This is a genomic window from Bradyrhizobium sp. CB82 (assembly GCF_029714405.1).
Classification (GTDB): Bacteria; Pseudomonadota; Alphaproteobacteria; order Rhizobiales; family Xanthobacteraceae; genus Bradyrhizobium.
On sequence record NZ_CP121650.1, the window covers coordinates 4,383,932 to 4,401,034 of the forward strand.

Annotated in this window: 14 protein-coding genes; 5 read left to right on the forward strand and 9 right to left on the reverse strand. The window is 64.7% G+C overall.

The genetic code is table 11. The features are described from left to right. Positions 1 to 13 precede the first annotated feature (13 nt). Genes QA640_RS21130 through lptF form a run of 3 tightly spaced genes read right to left on the reverse strand, consistent with a single transcriptional unit; the run spans position 14 to position 4,763 of the window. Positions 14 to 2,500 (reverse strand): LPS-assembly protein LptD, encoded by a 2,487-nt coding sequence (locus QA640_RS21130; RefSeq protein ID WP_283042514.1) that lies wholly within the window; start codon positions 2,498 to 2,500, stop codon positions 14 to 16. Then, positions 2,500 to 3,597 carry an LPS export ABC transporter permease LptG gene (gene lptG, locus QA640_RS21135; protein ID WP_283042515.1) on the reverse strand — a complete coding sequence of 366 codons (1,098 nt, stop codon included), beginning with the start codon at positions 3,595 to 3,597 and terminating at the stop codon, positions 2,500 to 2,502. The genes QA640_RS21130 and lptG overlap by 1 nt, the downstream gene beginning before the upstream one ends. Further along, the gene (lptF, locus tag QA640_RS21140; RefSeq protein WP_283042516.1) at positions 3,594 to 4,763 is read right to left on the reverse strand and encodes an LPS export ABC transporter permease LptF; all 1,170 of its coding nucleotides are present in this window, start codon (positions 4,761 to 4,763) and stop codon (positions 3,594 to 3,596) included. Before lptF ends, lptG begins: the two co-directional genes overlap by 4 nt. A 339-nt stretch (positions 4,764 to 5,102) precedes the next feature. Between lptF and QA640_RS21145 the strand changes: the two genes are divergently transcribed. The 3 genes from QA640_RS21145 to QA640_RS21155 all read left to right on the forward strand — a co-directional run bounded on the left by QA640_RS21145 (position 5,103) and on the right by QA640_RS21155 (position 7,717). After that, on the forward strand, positions 5,103 to 6,605 hold the full coding sequence (locus QA640_RS21145) for a leucyl aminopeptidase (RefSeq protein ID WP_283042517.1): 1,503 nt from the start codon (positions 5,103 to 5,105) through the stop codon (positions 6,603 to 6,605). After that, complete coding sequence (locus QA640_RS21150; protein WP_283042518.1) at positions 6,602 to 7,054, forward strand: DNA polymerase III subunit chi; 453 nt, start codon at positions 6,602 to 6,604, stop codon at positions 7,052 to 7,054. Before QA640_RS21145 ends, QA640_RS21150 begins: the two co-directional genes overlap by 4 nt. A gap of 168 nt (positions 7,055 to 7,222) precedes the next feature. Beyond that, positions 7,223 to 7,717 carry a hypothetical protein gene (locus tag QA640_RS21155; RefSeq protein ID WP_283042848.1) on the forward strand — a complete coding sequence of 165 codons (495 nt, stop codon included), beginning with the start codon at positions 7,223 to 7,225 and terminating at the stop codon, positions 7,715 to 7,717. A gap of 201 nt (positions 7,718 to 7,918) precedes the next feature. Here the strand turns inward: QA640_RS21155 and QA640_RS21160 are convergent, their stop codons facing one another. The 4 genes from QA640_RS21160 to QA640_RS21175 all read right to left on the reverse strand — a co-directional run bounded on the left by QA640_RS21160 (position 7,919) and on the right by QA640_RS21175 (position 11,676). Beyond that, positions 7,919 to 8,962: a dienelactone hydrolase gene (locus QA640_RS21160; RefSeq protein WP_283042519.1), complete on the reverse strand. Its 1,044-nt coding sequence runs from the start codon at positions 8,960 to 8,962 to the stop codon at positions 7,919 to 7,921. Between the two features lie 176 nt (positions 8,963 to 9,138). Beyond that, positions 9,139 to 11,001 (reverse strand): ABC-F family ATP-binding cassette domain-containing protein, encoded by a 1,863-nt coding sequence (locus tag QA640_RS21165; RefSeq protein WP_283042520.1) that lies wholly within the window; start codon positions 10,999 to 11,001, stop codon positions 9,139 to 9,141. Between the two features lie 48 nt (positions 11,002 to 11,049). Then, a complete protein-coding gene (locus tag QA640_RS21170) occupies positions 11,050 to 11,232 on the reverse strand; it encodes a hypothetical protein (RefSeq protein WP_283042521.1) in 183 nt (60 codons plus the stop codon). Positions 11,233 to 11,421: 189 nt separating this feature from the next. Then, positions 11,422 to 11,676 carry a sulfur globule protein precursor gene (locus QA640_RS21175; protein WP_283042522.1) on the reverse strand — a complete coding sequence of 85 codons (255 nt, stop codon included), beginning with the start codon at positions 11,674 to 11,676 and terminating at the stop codon, positions 11,422 to 11,424. Between the two features lie 285 nt (positions 11,677 to 11,961). Between QA640_RS21175 and ndk the strand changes: the two genes are divergently transcribed. Together ndk and QA640_RS21185 are read left to right on the forward strand one after the other, a co-directional pair. Further along, positions 11,962 to 12,384: a nucleoside-diphosphate kinase gene (gene ndk, locus QA640_RS21180; protein ID WP_283042523.1), complete on the forward strand. Its 423-nt coding sequence runs from the start codon at positions 11,962 to 11,964 to the stop codon at positions 12,382 to 12,384. 15 nt (positions 12,385 to 12,399) lie between these two features. Continuing rightward, on the forward strand, positions 12,400 to 13,260 hold the full coding sequence (locus tag QA640_RS21185; RefSeq protein WP_283042524.1) for a TerC family protein: 861 nt from the start codon (positions 12,400 to 12,402) through the stop codon (positions 13,258 to 13,260). A gap of 3 nt (positions 13,261 to 13,263) precedes the next feature. Here the strand turns inward: QA640_RS21185 and ppx are convergent, their stop codons facing one another. Together ppx and QA640_RS21195 are read right to left on the reverse strand one after the other, a co-directional pair. Continuing rightward, positions 13,264 to 14,766: an exopolyphosphatase gene (ppx, locus tag QA640_RS21190; RefSeq protein ID WP_283042525.1), complete on the reverse strand. Its 1,503-nt coding sequence runs from the start codon at positions 14,764 to 14,766 to the stop codon at positions 13,264 to 13,266. A gap of 15 nt (positions 14,767 to 14,781) precedes the next feature. Continuing rightward, positions 14,782 to 16,971 carry an RNA degradosome polyphosphate kinase gene (locus tag QA640_RS21195; protein WP_283042849.1) on the reverse strand — a complete coding sequence of 730 codons (2,190 nt, stop codon included), beginning with the start codon at positions 16,969 to 16,971 and terminating at the stop codon, positions 14,782 to 14,784. Between the last annotated feature and the right edge of the window lie 132 nt (positions 16,972 to 17,103).

The window sequence follows — 17,103 nt, forward strand, 5'->3', positions numbered from 1 at the left end:
GAGTCAAATCGATTTACTGCATGCCGGCGGAGCTGCTGGTTCCCGAGGAGTTCGCCAGCGTCCGCAGGCCGATCTGGAACATGAACGCGTGGCTCAGAACAGGCGGGGTGCTGCCCGCCGAGTAGCTATAGGACGTTACATAGTTCGCCGCCAGCACGAAGCAATCGTCGACATAGCCGGCGCCGACCACGTATTGATTGATCTTGTTGGCCTCGAGGTCCCAGCGCGCCGAGCCCTGGACCACCCAGTTGGCTGCGACCTTCACCGAGGCGGTGGTGAGGATGCCCTCGCGGCGGGTCAGGTAGCCGAGTTCCGGCTGCGCCGCATAATTGCCGTAGATCATGCTGACCGACCAGCGGTCGAAATTGGCGCGGCCTTCAGCCTCGAAGCGCTGGACGTTCCAGGTCTGCTCGTCGAACCGGCCGCGGACGCTGAACGTGTAGGTCCGGTTCGGCGAATAGCCGACGCTCGCGACATAATCGGATCGCGGCTTGTCGAGACCTGAATCCAGACCGGTATTGATCGAATCCTGGACGGCGAAGGAGTTCAGGCCGAACAGCTGGTAGGACTGTCCGAACAGCGCCTTGACGGTGCCGCCCTTGTCGAACTGGGTGGTGGCCTGCACGCCGACATTGGCGCGGCCGCCGCCCTCGACGCGATCGTAGCCCGAGAACTTGTCGACGCTGAACAAATTGCTCGCGTCGAACACCATGCTCTGCGCGTCCTCGTTGGGAAACTTGCCGGCATAGGTCTCGTTCGGACGGATGATGACCTGCGCGATCGGCTCGACCACCGTCGAGCCCCACGGCTGCACGTTGATGAAGGGGTAGCGGTACTCGAGGCCGACCGTCGGCATCAGGCGCAGCGCCTGGGTGTCGCCGACCGGCAGGAAGTTCGACACGCCCGGCTGGTTCGAGACCGAGGAGTTGATCGCGTCGGCGCGAACAATGGCGAAAGGCGTCCAGATTTCACCGAAGGGATCGGTGAAGGACTTCCGCCACTGCGCTTCCGCCGTCAGACGCGTGTAGGTGCCGGGGAAGCCACGCAACAGACATTGCGAGGGCGTGCGCGCGGCGGGATCTGCCGAGGTGATGGTGCAGAGCCCGGTGGTGTTGGCGAGCGTCGTGATCGGGTCGAACACGGCGTCGTTACGCGTCAGGTTGACGAAGTTGGTCTTGTAGGAGAACTCGCCGCCGAAGACCGGGTAGTTGAGCACGTTCGAGTAGTCGATCACGGGGTAGATGACCGGCACCTGGCCCTGGTTGCCCGAGAAGCTCAGGTAATACATGGTGCGCGCGTCGAAGAAGCTGCGATTGCCAACGCCCGTCAGGTAGAGCTGCGAGATCGCTTCCGTCGGCAGGCTCAGGAACGAGGAGAACGGATCGCGGTACTGCGACAGCCGGTAGTCCGACATGAAGTAGTAGTCGGAGAGCAGGACGCCGTCCCAGCCCCAGACCCATTTGTCGTTCAGCGCGAACTGGCCCTTGGTCTCGACGCCGCCGCGGAACTGGCGGTCGCCGGGCTGGCCGGCGAACTGGCCGGGGTCGAGTTGGTCGATGCCGTAGACGCGGATCTGGTAGGCGCCGTCGATCAGGCGCTGGCGGAATTCGGCCTGCATCAGCACGCCCTGCTTGGACGTGATGCGTGGGTTGAAGGTCGCGTCCATATCGGGCGCGATCGCCCAGTAGAACGGGATTTCGACGCCGTAACCGAACTGCGTGTAGGACGTGAAGCCCGGCATCAGGAAGCCGGTCTTGCGCTTCACCGTCGGGTCGGGCGTCGAGAAGTACGGCATGTAGGCGAGCGGCACGCCGAAGAATTCGAGCTGCGCCGTCTCGAAGTACAGCATCTTCTCCTGCTGGTCGTGGATGATGCGGGCACCCTTGACCTGCCACAGCGGCGGCTTCTTCGGATCGTCCCTACACGGAGCGCAAGCCGTGTAGACGCCGTTCTCGAACACCGTGTAGTTGCCGCTGGAGCGGTCGGCGCGGCTCGCGGCCATACGGGTCTGGTCGGCGGTGTCCACGCGCAGCGAATCGACGAACCCGTCGCGGTAGTCGTCGGACAGATCCATGATCTCGGCATAGGTGATCTTGCCGTCGGCATCCGTCATGCGGATGTTGCCTTCGGCATGGAGCCGCTTGGTCTTCTGGTCGTAGATGACCTTGTCGGCCTCGACGCTGGTGCCGTTGTAGAACAGCTGGACGTTGCCGACCGCCGAGACGCGCGAATTGTTGTAGTCGTAGTCGACCTCGGTCGCCTGCACGAGCATCTGGTTGTCGTTGGCGGCCTTCGGCGGCTTCGGTCGCGGCGGCAGCGGATTGTAGGTGAAGCTCTGCGCGGCCGCAGGCACGGTCGCGGCAAGATCGAGCAATCCACCCAGCGCGAGCGCGGCAACGAAGGCGAGCAGGAGGCTACGGGCAGGCAAGCCACGTCCGTTCGCGCGCACCACGGTGCGCAGCGCCAATTCAGACACATGCCCTCGGCGGACGGCAGTCACTATCCGTCCTCCTGATAGAGCAAGGCCAAAAAGCCGGTGAGGCCACCCACGACAACGGGCAGCCACGCCGCAGCGATCGGATGCATCAACTCAGCCTTGCTCAAATCCTCAGTAACTTTGGACAGCACGTAGAGCAGAAAGCCTGCGCCTACGCCACTCAAAACCATCTTCTGCACGCCGCCCATCCGGAAGAAGCGCAACGATACGGAAGCTGCCAGCATCACCATCGCTGCAAGCAGAAACGGCTGCGCCAGAAGCTTATGGTACTGGAGTCGATATCCGGCTGTCGCGAAGCCCGAGCTTTCGGACGAACGGATGTAGCTCGGTAGTTGCCAAAAGGACACAGTCTCAGGTGTGGAAAAGCTGTTGCGGACCTGCGCTTCGGTCAGCGTCGTGGGAATCTCCAGGCGGTCCTGGTCGACGGGCGGCGCATCCAAAGAGAAACGCCGCACGGTCCTGAACACCCAGCGGCCATCCTCCAGCGTCGCCTCGCGCGCCTCGATGCGCTCCTTGAAGTGATATTCTGTATCAAACCGGAACAGAGTCAGGCCTGTCAGCCTGATGCCCTGCTGCTCGCTGCGCGCGGCGTTGATGATGACCTGGCCTTCGCTGGTGACCTGGTTGAGCCAGAAGCCGGAGGCGTCCTGGATGCCGCCGCCCGGCGCCGAGCCGAACAGCTCGGCCTCCATGCGCTTGGAGAGCTCGCGCAGATTCGCCGACATCGGATTGTAGGCAATCGTCGCGATCACCCCGATCACGAGCGCGCTGCCGAGCGCGGGCGAGATGAACTGCCACGCCGAGATGCCGGCGGCGCGCGCGACCACGAGCTCGAGCCGGCGGGAGAGGGCCAGGTAGCAGGTCATGGCGCCGATCAGCATGCAGAACGGCGTCAGCTTCTCCAAGAGCTGCGGCACCCGGAATAGCGAGGTCTCGGCCACCATGATCGCGGAGGCGGAGGCCAGGCCGGAGGTCTTGCGAACCATCTCGATATAGTCGACCAGCACCAGCAGCAGGAAAATGCCCGCGAACACGCCGAGCGCCGCGACGACGAAGCGGCCCGCGAAATAGCGTCCGAGCGTGTTGGTGAGCATGCTCATGCGGCGACCGGACGTCGGAACAGCCGCGCAAGGCGTGCGTTCGATCTGTTGATGGCTTCCATGAGGCGAGGGGGCGGCTCGACCACGATGCCGCCGAGGATCATCCACAGCCCAACGCCGATGGCACCCATGACCATCGCGTACTGGACCAGCACCGGGCCGGGCGACTTCACCGCCATCACCGAGCAGGCGAAGCCGATCATGCGCAGGCCGAACACCGCGACGATTGACGAACCGATCGAGAAGTTGCGGCTCTGGCGGGTGGTGCGAGGTGCGCCGAGGAAGGCGAATGTCAGTGCGGCAAAGGCGAAGGGATAGATCGGCGCCAACAGGCTGTCATGCAAGGCCGCGCGGAACTGCCCGGGAATCTGCTTGTAGACGGGGTCGTCCTCGGACGGCGCGAACAGCTCCCACAGATAGCGTTCGCGAATGCCGAGCGTGACGTCGCGGCCCTGGTTGGAGAACTTCGACATGTCGAAGCCGTGGCGGGCGAAGGTCACGAGGGCGGGATCACGCTTGCCGACCTCGAAGCGCTGCAGGTTGCCGTCCTCCAGCACCAAGATGGTCTCGCCGCCGCTCTTCACCACCGTGCCGCGCTCGGCGACGATCGAGTTGCGCTCCTTCGGATCGCGGCGATCGTCGATGAAGATGCCGGCCATGATGCCGCCGGGCTGGCGCTCGCGAATCCGGATCGTGAGATTCTGGTCGAGCTGGGCGAAGCGGCCGGGCTGCAGGATGTTGGTGAGGACGTCGGCGGTGATCTCGGCGTCCCATTGCTTGATCCGCCGCATGCCGTCGGGAGCGAGATAGGCGGCGATGAAGGCGACCAGCAGCGCGACCACGCAGGTGGCGTAGAAAAACGGATAGAACAGCCGGAACGGCGACAAGCCGGCGGCATTCATCACGATGATCTCGGAATCGGTGGCGAGTTTGTTCAGCGTATGCGAGATCGCGATCATCAGCGCGATCGGCGAGATGATCAGCACGAGCGCCGGAATCACCAGGCTGGTGATGCCGAGGAAGGTCAGGATGGTCTGCCCCTGACTCGTCATCAGGTCGATGCCGCGCAACGCCTGCGTAATCCAGATCACACCGGTGAGGCTGACCAGGACCAGCGCAAACGACGCCAGCGTCGTGCGGAAAATATACCTGTCGATCGACCCCATGCGCTACCGCACGATCCCCACAAGGCCCCTTCTGGGTCCCAAATTCCGGACGTCCCGACCCATCCCGAAAGGGGGCCCCAAGGGTCGTTCTGCCACGTCTTTCACCACGTCACACTCTCAGTACCATCCCTTTGATCCGTCAACAAAATGGCTGCCCCGTGGCACCCTCGATCTACGGTTAATATTTCCCTCGTTGTGGCCCGCCGGCCACGGGCAGCGCTTGGCATGCACGGTGCGGGCGGGTCATAGTACGCTCCCGATCCGTGAATCGCTGTTCAGTCGGCATCCTCAGCGGTGCCCGTGGAGCGGCAAAAGTCTCGTCTTTTTGAGGAGTTGTCCATGTCCGACGCCGTCAAGGTCGGTTTCGTTCCGTTTTCCGCAGTCCCGCGCGGCACGCTGGTGGCGTTCTGCGACGACGACTTGCGATTCGGCCCTGCGACCGCCAAGGCGCTGGGGGCAGCGGTGGATCTGGTGAAGCGGGCCGCCACGACGAGCCAGTTCAAGGGCAAGACCGGCGCGGCGCTCGACATCCTGGCTCCCGAGGGCCTGACCGCGAGCCGTCTGATTGTGATCGGCGCTGGCAAGACTTCGGCGCTGAAGCTGAACGACTTTCTGAAGTTCGGTGGCGTGGCGGCCGGCAAGCTGAAGGCCGGCGCAAGCGCCATGACCATCATTGCCGAGGTGCCTGACGGGGCCATGACTGCGGAACAGACGGTGGCGATCGGCTCGGGCCTGCGGCTGCGCGCCTATAAATTCGATCGCTACAAGACAAAAAAGAAGGACGGCGAGGAGGGCGGTGCCCTGCGCGCCGACGTCGCGTTCGCTGTCGCCGACGTGGCTGCTGCGAAAAAGGCCTTCGCGCCGGCGGGTCACGTCGTCGACGGCGTGATCATTGCGCGCGATCTCGTCAACGAGCCGCCGAACGTGCTCTTTCCGGAGGAGTTCGCGCGGCGCGCGAGCCAGCTGCGCAAGCTCGGCGTCAAGGTCGAGGTGCTCGACGTCAAGGCGATGCACAAGCTCGGCATGGGCGCGCTGCTCGGCGTCGGTCAGGGCTCGGCGCGGCCGAGCCGCACCGTGCTCATGCGTTGGGACGGGGCCAGGAAAGGCGAGGCGCCGGTCGCCTTCGTCGGCAAGGGCGTCTGTTTCGACACCGGCGGCATCTCGATCAAGCCGGCCGGCAGCATGGAGGACATGAAGGGCGACATGGGGGGCGCGGCCTGCGTCGTCGGCCTGATGCACGCGCTCGCGGCGCGCAAGGCAAAGGTCAACGCGGTCGGCGCCATCGGCCTCGTCGAGAACATGCCCGACGGCAACGCGCAGCGTCCGGGCGACATCGTCACTTCGATGTCGGGTCAGACCATCGAGATCATCAACACCGACGCCGAAGGGCGCCTCGTGCTCGCCGACGTGCTCTGGTACGTCGCCAAGAAGGTGAAGCCGAAATTCATGGTGGATCTCGCAACGCTCACCGGCGCGATCATGGTCGCGCTCGGCACCGAGCATGCTGGCATGTTCTCCAACAATGACGAGCTAGCCGAACGTCTCCTGACGGCTGGCATCGAGAGCGGCGAGAAAGTCTGGCGTATGCCGCTCGGGCCCGAATACGACAAGCTGATCGATTCCCAGTTCGCCGACATGAAGAACACCGGCGGCCGTCACGGCGGCTCGATCACGGCAGCGCAGTTCCTGCAGCGCTTCGTCGACGGTGTGCCCTGGGCGCATCTCGACATCGCCGGCACCGCCATGGGTGCGCCGAAGACCGACATCAACCAGAGCTGGGGCTCAGGCTATGGCGTGCGCCTGCTCGACCGTCTGGTCGCCGATCATTACGAGCGCAAATGACCGAAGTGCTGTTCTACCATCTGCAAAACATGACGGTGGAGAACGTCTTGCCGCCGCTGCTCGAGAAATCGCTCGAGCGCGGCTGGCGCGTGGTGGTGCAGTCGACCTCGGAGGAACGCGCCGATGCGCTCGACGCGCACTTGTGGACCTATCGCGACGATTCCTTCCTGCCGCACGCGACATGGCGGGTCGGCGACGCTACGGAGCAGCCGGTCGTGCTGGTGATCGGGGAGGACAACCCCAACGGCGCCAATGTCCGCTTTCTGATCGACAACGCCGTGCTGCCCCAGGATTCGGAGCGCTACGAGCGCATGGTGCTGCTGTTCAACGGCGACGATCCGGATGCGCTCGCGCTGGCGCGCAGCGCGTGGGCGGATTGCAAGACGCGCGGATTTGATGTCACCTATTGGCAGGCCGACGAGCGCGGCCGGTGGCAGCGGCGCAATTAGTGGGCGCCTGCCAATTAATGATAATTTGCGGCTTTTGGGGTAATGCTGGCCTCCAGCCACGGTCGTGCCGCAAAGTGATGTTGGGACAATCGTTTAGGGCTGGTCCTAACGCGGGGATTTGGGTTTATCGTGCGACATCAAAAGCTTCCTTCGACGCTCCTCCTGGCGTTGTGCGCGGTTGCGCCGCTGATCGCGGGCTGCTCCGGCGCGTCCGACATGTTGTCGAGGGATGCCGAATGGTTCAACAGGCCGGCCCGGCTCTTCATCAAGAACATCTCGATCGAGTCCCCGCCGCTGACCCCCGACAAGCCGGTGACGGCGGAGGACCTGGTCAGTGCCGATGGCGCCTGTCCGGGCATGGCGCCCGCGGGTGCGCCCGCTGACGCCAACGCCTCGACCGCCTCGCCGGCGCCAGCGGGCGGAACGGTCGCGCTCGGTCACACCGAATGCGACGTGGTGCGCGGTATCGGCGCGCCGAGCAACGTCAATCTCTCCAATGATGCCAGTGGCCGGCGCGTCGCCGTGATCACCTGGACGAGCGGTCCGCGTGCCGGCATCTACACCTTCACCGCAGGCCGCCTGTCCTCGATCGAGGGCAGCCCAGAGCCTGCGCCGATGCCGAAGGCCGCCAAGCCGAAGGCGAAGAAGAAGCAGGCGACCTGAGCGGAAGCTTGAGTCGCGGGCAGGGCGCGGCGCCAAGCTTATGGATGCGCAAGCGACAGGCCTGGCCCTTGATAGTCCGCTTTATTTTCGGCCCGCGTCTGCCCGGTAGGGGCGTTGAATGGGACGTCCGCTGCGCGGGCCGGGCTCTACGCGCTCCGCTTGCCGATCAAGCCTGTGCTTTGTCGGATGGATCCTGACACACTATAGATGCCGGTGCAGGAAGTCTCCAATCTCAGTCTCGATCCGCCGATGGACCGCCGCCCGGTCGACGCCGGGAGCATCCTTGCAGGCCGCGGGCGCTTCGGTCTCGAGCGCGTGAGAGCACGGGCCGAAGAATATGAAATGGCCGCCCGGTACCGTCTCTTGCCGCGGCGGATGGGGTAATGCCGCCGCGAGAGCGACGATGTTACCATCAGCCTGGAGATCGCTGCTTTCCGCACGATAGAGTAGCGTCGGCATGCCGACCGACGCCAGTCCGTCGCGATCGAACAAGGCGCCGAACGGCTCCAAGAGTACGAGGGCGTTTACGGTGAGCGCATCTGGCGATCTCTTGCCGACCGCGTTGGCCAAGGAGCCATCGGTCGGCACGCCGTCGCAAGCCTTCGGATCGTTGCCACGGTCTCGGCAATAGGCCGCGAGATGAGCCAGGCTGGGAGATGCCCCCGCCACGATCAGCGTGACGGCCCCACCGTAAGAAAATCCCATCATGCCAAGGCGGTTAGGATCGGCATGCACCCCGAAGCGTGGATCGGCCAACATGGCATCGAGCGCTCCGTGAATCTGGCGTGGTCGATCTTCGAGAGCTTCCCGAGGACGTTTCGATCCAGGATGAAACGGCGCGACCACGATAAAACCTTCGCGCGCCATTGACGTGAGAAGAGCCGCATAAGGGAGCGAACTGCCTCCCGCTTTGATCGTTCCCCCTCCGCCATGCGAGAAAAGAACAACTGGAAAGCGCGGCCCGGCGGCGATGGGCGCATCGCGGGTCGCGGCAATTGAGAATGGCCCTTCCTGAAAGGGAAATTCGGTTGCGTCTATCGGATAAACAATCAATGTATCGAACGGGACGATATCCTGCACCGCGATGCGCGTGATGCCTGCACGAAATCGCTGTGGATCGGCTTGTGCGGATGTGCCTGCGGCCAGAAATGCGAGCAGGAGAAACAAGGCACGCATATGCACCGCAATGCACCTGGGTATCTGATCGAGGTCCAGCGGTCGAAGTTCTGCATCGACCCACGTCATCGCGTCTGAGCCCCACACTCGCTACTGATACACCTTAGGTTGCCGAATAGTTCACGTAAAGCTCATGATGGGGTGTCAGGTATTTTATTACCGTCATGGCCTCTTGGCCGCCTTTGCATGGGGTTGTTTTTCAAATTTTGCTGGCGGCCTCGCTCGGCCGAGGCCGAGGACAGCCTCTAACCCGCCGCCTCATCATACTGCGCGCTGGCCTCGAGCCATTGCTCCTCGGCGCGCGCCAGGGCGTCGGCGGCATTGGCGCGTGCTTTCGATAGCTGCGCGGCCTGCCTGGGATCGCGGGTGAAGATGTCGGGCAGGGCGAGCGCGGTGTCGATCTTGGCGATGATCTCGCTGACGCGCGTGATCTCGGCCTCGGCCTCCGCGATGCGCTTCTTGAGCGGGCCGCGATTGTCCGATCGCGCCCGCTGCGGCTTCTCGGCTGGCGCGCTGCGCTCGCGCGGGCTGTCGTCCGCGCTCGCCGCCGACAGCACCACGCGGCGGTAGTCGTCGAGGTCGCCATCGTAGTTGGTTACCGTGCGGTCGGCGACCAGCCACAGCCGTTCCGCGCAGGCCTCGATCAGATAGCGGTCATGCGAGACCATGATGACGGCGCCGGGAAAGTCGTTGATCGCCTCCGCAAGCGCGGCGCGGCTGTCGATGTCGAGATGGTTGGTCGGCTCGTCCAGGATGATCATGTTGGGGCCGAAGAAGGTCGCAAGTCCCAGCAGCAGCCGCGCCTTCTCACCGCCCGACAGTTTGCCGGCCTTGGTGTCGGCCGCCTTGCCGGAAAAGCCGATCGCGCCGGCGCGCGCCCGCACCTTGGCCTCGGGCGCATCGCCCATCAGCTTGCGGACGTGGTCGTAGGCGGAGGCATCCTCGTTCAGTTCGTCGAGCTGGTGCTGCGCGAAATAAGCGATCGACAATTTGTCGGCGCGCGTGACCCGGCCAGAGAACGGCGCGAGCTTGCCTGCGAGCAGCTTCACCAGCGTCGACTTGCCGTTGCCGTTGGCACCCAAGAGCGCGATGCGGTCGTCATGGTCGATCCGCAGGGTGACGCGGCTCAGCACGGGCGTCGCCGGATCATAGCCGACGGAGACGTTGTCGACGGCGATGATCGGCGGCGACAGCGTCTTCTCGGGCGGCGGGAAGCTGATCTCGTGCACGTCCTGTGTCACCAGCGCCGTGATCGGCTTCAGCCGCTCCAGCATCTTGACGCGCGACTGGGCCTGGCGCGCTTTCGAGGCCTTGGCCTTGAAGCGGTCGACGAAGGCTTGCAGGCGTGCGCGCTCGGCCTCCTGGCGCTTGACCTGCTTGGCATCGAGCAATTCGCGCGCGGCGCGCTGCTCCTCGAAGGAGGAATAACTGCCGCGATAGAGCGTCAGCTTGCCGCGATCCAGATGCAGGATCTGGTCGACCGAGCTCTCCAGGAGATCGCGGTCGTGGCTGATCACGATCACGGTGCGCGGATAGTGGGCGAGGTGATCCTCCAGCCACAGCGTGCCTTCGAGGTCGAGATAGTTGGTGGGTTCGTCGAGCAGCAGCAGGTCGGGGGCTGCGAACAGCGTCGCGGCGAGCGCCACGCGCATGCGCCAGCCGCCGGAGAACTCCGAGCAGGCGCGCAACTGGTTCGCAGCCGAGAAACCAAGACCGCTGAGAATCGCAGCCGCGCGGGCAGGGGCTGAATGCGCATCGATGTCGACGAGCCGGGTCTGGATCTCCGCGATGCGATGCGGGTCGTGCGCGGTCTCGGCCTCACGCAACAGCCCGTCGCGCTCGAGGTCGGCCCTGAGCACCACCTCGATCAGGCTTTCCGGCCCGTCAGGCGCTTCCTGCGCGAGGCTGCCGATGTGCCAGCGCGGCGGCAGCGTGACCGAGCCGTGCTCGGCGGCGAGCTCGCCGCGGATCACCTTGAACAGCGTCGACTTGCCCGTGCCGTTGCGTCCCACAAGGCCGACGCGCGAGCCGGGTGTGATCTGCACGGAGCTTTGGTCGATCAGGAGGCGTCCGGCGAGGCGGACCGAAAGGTCGGTGACGGTGAGCATGCGGCCTTGTCACCGCAGCGCGAGGCAAACGCAACCCCGTTGTTGTTCCTAATTCTGGGAATCGCGATCGCGATCCCGCTTGCGTAGCTCGTTCACGAGATGCTCGAGATAGGTCGGAAGCCGCGGCTCGGGCCGAAGGCTCTGCTGGAGCCGCTCGCCGATGGCGTCGCAGATCGATCGGCTGGTCCGTCGGTCCATCTGTTCGCTGTCATTGACGAATGGGCGAGGCATCACGGGGTTCCATTGTGAAGAGCAACGACACCCTACCAAGTCCCTGACGGCGAAATAGTTTCGGTCCCCTGGGGACCGCCTGTCATTCTCGTAAAAATTGTATGAGCGCGGCGATGTGCGCGCAAGGCAAAGCCCCGGCGGGGGACGCCGGGGCTTCTTCTGGTCGTTCTCCTGGAAGGTGCTGACGGCTCAGTAGCAGCGGTTCACCAGCCGCCAGCGGGGTCCCCAGGGGGTCGGGACCAGCTGGCGCACATAGCAGCCGCCATAGCCGTAAGAGACGGGGCCACCGACATAGAAGCGCGGCGCGCCCCAGCCCCAGCCATGGTGCCAGCCGCCATGCCAGCCACCCCAGCCGCCGTGCCAATGGGCTGAGGCAGAGGTCGGAGCCAGCGCGGCACCCAGCGCGACCGCGGCGACTGCAGCAAGCGAAAGTTTCCTCAACATAGTGTTCTCCTCAAAACTGCCGGCGCGGGCCTGCGCGTCGATGGAATGGCCGCCGAAACGTCTCTTGAAGGGCAGAACGCGTCTCGATGGGGCCGACCTTAAGCCCGCGATCCTGAACCGGGAGCTGAACGGGCGTTGCAGATTGGGTTCATCTCGGTGAAATTATCGTAATCCCCCCGCGGCGATCCGCCCGTGAGGCGTTTGGCCGGTCGCTTGCCGTTCGCCGATAGCGCCGATATAAGCCCGGCAACTCCAAATCACCCCCTTCTTCTCAAGGACAGAACCATGGCGATTGAACGTACCTTCTCGATCATCAAGCCCGACGCGACCGAGCGTAACCTGACCGGCGCGGTCAACGCCGTGATCGAAAAGGCCGGCCTGCGCATCGTCGCGCAGAAGCGCATCCGCATGACCAAGGGCCAGGCCGAGACCTTCTACGCCGTGCACAAGGCCCGTCCGTTCTTCGGCGAACTCGTCGAGTTCATGACCTCCGGCCCCGTGGTCGTGCAGGTGTTGGAAGGCGAGGGCGCGATCGCCAAGTACCGCGACGTGATGGGCGCGACCGACCCCTCGAAGGCTGCCGACGGCACCATCCGCAAGCTCTATGCCAAGTCGATCGGCGAGAACTCGGTGCATGGCTCCGACGCCCCGGAGACGGCCGTGATCGAGATCGCCCAGTTCTTCTCCGGCAACGAGATCGTCGGCTGATCGGAAGGACGCATTGTGAACTGGCTCTGGCAGATCTTCGATCCCGCCACGCTCGGGTCGTTCTTCACCCAGTTCCGCAATGAAATGGCCGAGCCGTCTTTCTGGGTCGCAGTCGGCAAGATCATCTGGATCAACATCCTGCTCTCCGGCGACAACGCGCTGGTGATCGCACTTGCATGCCGCGGGCTGAAGCCGCGGCATCAGCTCTGGGGCATGGTGTTTGGCGCCGGCGCCGCGGTGCTGCTGCGCATCATCTTCACGGGCGTTGTCGCGAGCCTGATGGCGCTGCCGTACCTCAAGCTGGTCGGTGGCCTCGCATTGATCGTGATCGCCGCCAAGCTCCTGGTGCCGGAAAACGAGGACGAGGACGACGTCGCCTCGGCCTCGCATCTGTGGCAGGCGGTGCAAATCGTCGTTGTCGCCGACATCATCATGAGTCTCGACAACGTGATCGCGGTCGCGGCCGCCGCCAATGGCAGCGTGCCGCTGCTGGTGCTCGGCCTTGCGATCAGCGTTCCGTTGATCGTCGCCGGTGCCGCGCTGATCATGGCGCTGCTGTCAAAGCTGCCGATCCTGGTCTGGGCCGGCGCGGCGCTGCTCGGCTGGATCGCCGGCGAAGTGATCGCCACCGATCCGGGCGTCGAGCCGAAGCTGCATGCGCTGTCCGACGGTCCGTTCGGCGCATCGCTGGATTCGGTGCTCGCAAGCTTGCGCATCCCGCCGCAATTTGCCCATGGCGGAGCTGGCGCCGAATATCTCTGCGCCGTGCTCGGCGTCATCGTCGTGCTGGTCATCGGCTATATCTGGCGCCGACGCAGCCTGCATGTTGCCGCGCTCGAAGCCTCCGAGCGTCACGCCAAGGTGTCGGCCGAGTAAACTCTAGCGCCTTACGATCGAGCCGGAGCGGCCGACCAGACGGGCGAGCTGCTTGAAGCGGCCGCCGACGCGGTCGGCGACGAGATCGCCGAGGCGGTGCTCGAACACCAGCATCAGCTTGCGGCTGCCGCTTCGGAAATGCGTAGCCGTCAGCACGCCCGGACGCGCCGCAGAGATCAGATGCGCGACGCGGAACGCCGCCCCCAGAAGGCGCGCGCGCTCGAGCTGGGCGGGCGAGAGCAGTTCCTGCATCGTCACCGGCGGCTGGTTCTCGTCACTCAGACCGGCATATCGATAGAACACCGACAGGCCGACGAAGGCGCGGCCTTCGTGGCTGACTGCGCCGAAGTTGCCGTTGACTACGAGGCTCAGCGTCTGCTCGCCGCGGTGGTCGGGATGAACGCGCCAGCCGATATCGGAGAGCAGGCACGCAGTGTGGCGCAGCCTGCGATCCTCTTCGGTCTCGCGCAGCTTCACCACGCGGACGAAGCGGTCGGTCCATTCCATCAACTCGCGGGCATGGCGCGCCGAACGTGACATCAGCTGGTTGAGCTCTTCCGCGGCGCAGATCAATCCGTCCTTGGCGCGCTCGGCTTCCGACAGCTTCTCGTGCAGCAGGCCTTCGCGCACGCCGAAGGTCGAAAACACGATCGTCTTCGGCCGTGCGACGCGGATGATGTGCTCGAGCACCAGCGCGGCATAGGTGAGGAGGGGGCGCCGCGCGTCGGCGACCACTTCGATGTCGGCCAGCATGTTGGACGCAGCCAGGCGCCGCAGGCGTCGCGCAAAATCCAGCGCATCCGCCGCCGGTATCGAATAGCCGTGCATTACCTGGAGCGGATAGCCGCTCTGGATGATGTGGATGCGGGCAAGCGCGCGCCATGTGCCGCCGACCGCATAGAAGGTTCGGCCGCGCCCGGCCTTGAGCTGCGCTACGGCGTCGAGCTCCTCGCGGACGATGCGGTCGGCGCGCTTCAACGATTTGTGCGCGAGATCCTGCAGGGCGAGTCCGCCGAGCGGCAGCGTCACGCCGCTGCGGACGCTGTTGCGGTGGACCTCGACGAGCTCAAGCGAGCCGCCGCCGAGATCTCCGACAATGCCGTCGGGATGATGGATGCCGGAGATGACGCCGAGCGCCGAGAGTCGCGCCTCGCGCGGGCCCGACAGGATCTCGATCTTTACCGCACAGATGCGCTCCGCCTTGGCGATGAAGTCGGGGCCGTTGGAGGCGTCGCGGCACGCGGCGGTCGCGATCGCAAAGACGCGCCCGACCTGCATCACGCGACACAGCGCCCGAAATCGCTTCAGCGAAGTCAGCGCCTTGTCGACCGCGTCCGGCGCAAGCAGACCGGTGCTCTGCACCTCCCGGCCGAGGCCGCAGAGCGTCTTCTCGTTGAAGATCGGAATGAGGCTGCGCGCGAGCGCCTCGTAGACGACGAGACGGACCGAGTTGGAGCCGATATCGATCACCGCGACGCTTGCGCCACGTTTGCGCGGCCGTGTCACGGCAACAATCTCCGGTCAGGATTGATGGCGTTCGTTCCGGCGCGTGAGACGCCGCGGTGAGGATTCCTTGAGCGACTTTCCACGGCCGGACAGACTCGGATTTGTCATGAAGTAATTGTGCACGTTGAAGGGCTCCTCGCCCTTCGCGGCCTTCATACGCGTTGACGATCCATCGGGCAACAATTGCCAGCTCTGCTCATTGTCCTTCAGATTCGCGACCATGATCTGTTCGAGAACCTGCTGATGCACCGTCGGATTTTGCAGTGGGCACAGCACCTCGACACGGCGGTCGAGATTGCGCGGCATCATGTCGGCTGACGAGATATACACAGCCGCTTTCGTGCTCGGCAGGCCCTGGCCCATGCCGAAGCAGTAGATTCGGCCGTGCTCGAGGAAGCGCCCGATGATCGACTTGACGCGGATGTTCTCCGACAGGCCGGGGATACCCGGCCTCAGGCAGCAGATACCGCGCACCACGAGCTCGACTTGGACGCCGGCTTGAGATGCCTCATAGAGCGCGTCGATGATATCAGGGTCGACCAGGGCATTCATCTTCATCCAGACCGCACCGGTCCGGCCGTGCCGCGCATGCGCGGTCTCGCCCTGGATGTGCTCGATGATGCGCTTGCGCAGCGTCAGCGGCGACACCGCCATCTTGTCGAGGTCGCTAGGTGCGGCATAGCCGGTGATGAAGTTGAACACGCGCGCAGCGTCGCGGCCGATGGTCGGGTCCGAGGTGAAGTAGGAGAGATCGGTGTAGATGCGCGCGGTCACCGGATGGTAGTTGCCGGTGCCGGTGTGAACATAGGTGGTGAGGCTGCCGCCCTCGCGGCGCACGACCATCGACAGCTTTGCGTGGGTCTTCAGCTCGAGGAAGCCGTAGACGACCTGCACGCCGGCGCGCTCGAGGTCGCGTGCCCAGCGAATGTTGGCTTCCTCGTCGAAGCGCGCCTTGAGCTCGATCAGTGCCGTCACCGACTTGCCGGCCTCGGCGGCCTCGGCCAGCGCACGCACGATCGGTGAGTTGTTGGATGTGCGATAGAGGGTCTGCTTGATCGCGACGACGTCAGGATCGCGTGCGGCCTGCTGGAGGAACTGCACCACGACGTCGAAGGATTCGTAGGGGTGGTGGACGATGAGGTCCTTCTGCCGGATCGCGGCAAAGATGTCGCCGCCGTGCTCGCGCACGCGCTCGGGATGGCGCGGCACGTAAGGGGTGAATTCGAGGTCGGGCCGGTCGAGGCGGGTGAGCTGCGACAGCTCGTTCATGGCGAGCACGCCGTCTACCAGGAACACTTCGTCGTCGTCGGCCGAAAGCGCGTGCTGCACGAAGTTGCGCAGCTGTTCAGGCGTCTTTGCATCGACCTCGAGGCGGATCACCGATCCGCGGCGGCGGCGCTTCAGCGCGGTCTCGAACACGCGCACGAGGTCTTCGGCCTCTTCCTCGATTTCCATTTCGGAGTCGCGGATGATGCGGAAGGCGCCCTGGCCGTGGACGTTGTAGCCCGGGAACAGCCGGTTGATGAACAGGGCGGTCATCTGTTCCAGCGAGATCAGCCGCACCAAGCCGTCCGCCGGCAGGCGGACGAAGCGGTCGATCTTGCCGGGCATGCGGATCAGCGCGTTCATCTGCTTGCCGTCGGCGGCGCGCGTGAGCTGGAGCGCGATGGTGAAGCCGAGGCTCGGGATGAACGGGAAGGGGTGAGCGGGATCGATCGCGAGCGGTGTGAGCAAGGGGAAGACGTTGTGAAGGAAGTGGTCCTCGAGCCACGTTTTCTCCGCCTTGGTGGCGTCCTTGCCGTCGACGAGCACGATGCCGACGTCGGCGAGCGTGCCGCGCAGATCGCGCCAGATCGCCTGCTGGTCGCTGGCGAGCTGCGAGACGGTGCGGTTGATCAGCGCCAGCTGCTCGGACGGGGTCAGGCCGTCCGGGCTGCGCTCGGGGATGCCCTCACGGACCTGCGCCTTGATGCCGGCGACGCGGACCATGAAGAACTCATCAAGGTTATTTGCCGAAATCGACAGGAATCGCACCCGCTCCAGCACCGGGTGGTGGGGGTTGACCGATTCCTCCAGGACCCGGCGATTGAAATGCAGCCAGGAAAGCTCGCGGTTGATGAATCGCTCGGGGCTCGTGGCGATCGCCGGCAGGCCTGCTGATTCCGGTTCTTTTTCTTTGAGTTCAATGGCTTGCGCGGAGTCCATGAGAAGTCGATCCATCTTCTTTCGCCTCATCTTGCGACTTATGCGCAAAACCGGCGCAGAGCATGTGTTAGTGCGATGACGTTTCGATGACATTGATGTTCCGCCGCTCGGCGCCGTCAAGCGGCCGCGGCG